Annotated in this window: 2 protein-coding genes; both read right to left on the bottom strand. The window is 72.0% G+C overall.

What is annotated here, in order from left to right; genetic code table 11:
• Positions 1 to 10 precede the first annotated feature (10 nt).
• Entirely contained in the window at positions 11 to 607 is a 597-nt protein-coding gene (locus tag ACYVIP_RS44695) for a hypothetical protein (protein ID WP_460407322.1), read from the bottom strand.
• Positions 608 to 708: 101 nt separating this feature from the next.
• Positions 709 to 933, bottom strand: a complete 225-nt coding sequence (locus tag ACYVIP_RS44690; protein WP_460407321.1) for a hypothetical protein — start codon at positions 931 to 933, stop codon at positions 709 to 711.
• Between the last annotated feature and the right edge of the window lie 78 nt (positions 934 to 1,011).

The raw sequence follows: 1,011 nt of genomic DNA, 5'->3' as shown, positions 1-1,011 counted from the left end.
CCTCCTCGCGTCACGGGGTCGCGTAGTCCGACAGGAGGTCGCCCAGGTCCACGGCCGCGATGGCGTCGCGGACCAGCTCGTCCCAGCCGTCCGGCGCCGGGTAGGTGGAGTAGAAGTCGCTGCCGACGAGCGACACACCGGTGTCGGCGAGCTGGGTGTTGATCGCGTCCCGGTAGGCGTTGACCAGCGCCGGGACGTCGAAGTCGGCGGCGTGCTCGGCGAGGTATTGGGTGACCTCGGTGCCGAGGTCCACGTACTCGCCGAACCGGCCCCATCCGGACAGGTCGGTGGTGGCGTTGGTGTCTCTGCTGTCCATAGTGGCTCCTCGGGTGGGTTGTGGGCGGTTGGCGGCCTTGGCCTCGGCGCGCATCTCGTTGACCTTGCTGATGTGGACGCCCAGCGCTGCGGCGACTTCGGCGGTCTTGAGCTGCCAGGGCGGCAGGCCGGCGCGGACGACGCAGTCCACGCGGACGGCACGGAGAGCCTTCTTGGCGGCGTTCATGAGCAGCGCGGCGCGGCGGGCGGCCTCGAGGGGGTCGCCGTCGCGGAGGGCGTCGAGGGCGGTGAGCTCGTCGCGGAGGGCGTCGAGGGGGTCGGGCTGGTTCATGGCTCCTCCGTGGCGTCGCGGTGTCGTGGTGGGTGTCGTTGGTGGGTTGGTGGGCGCTACGGCCCCTGGGGTGGCGCGTCCCCGCGCGCGCCTGCCCGGGGTTACCAGGTGCGGAGGCCGGCGTACTTGCGGCGGGCGCCGATGGCCTGCTGCACGATTCGGGCGCGGAGGGCGGTGGCGGTGAGGTGTTCGACGCGGGTCATGCCGAGGGCGGCGGCGACGGCGATCAGGTCGGTCTTGCCGAGGTGGAGGTCTGCGAGGTAGGTGGCGCCCTGGTCGGTGGTGTCGGTGGCGCGGAGGTGCTGGGCGATGGCGGGGTGGTTCATGGTGGTGGCCCTTCGTGGTGGTCTCCCTGACACCGCTAACCCTACCCCCTAGGGGGTAGGGCGTCAAGCCCCCTCTCG

It is taken from the genome of Actinophytocola sediminis (assembly GCF_054779715.1).
Note: the sequence above shows the minus strand (reverse complement) of the source record. Positions and strands in the feature narration are given on the sequence as shown.

Coding starts and splice junctions, on each gene's coding strand:
- ACYVIP_RS44695 (WP_460407322.1), bottom strand. CDS start 607: ATGAACCAGCCCGACCCCCTCGACGCCCTCCGCGACGAGCTCACCGCC.
- ACYVIP_RS44690 (WP_460407321.1), bottom strand. CDS start 933: ATGAACCACCCCGCCATCGCCCAGCACCTCCGCGCCACCGACACCACC.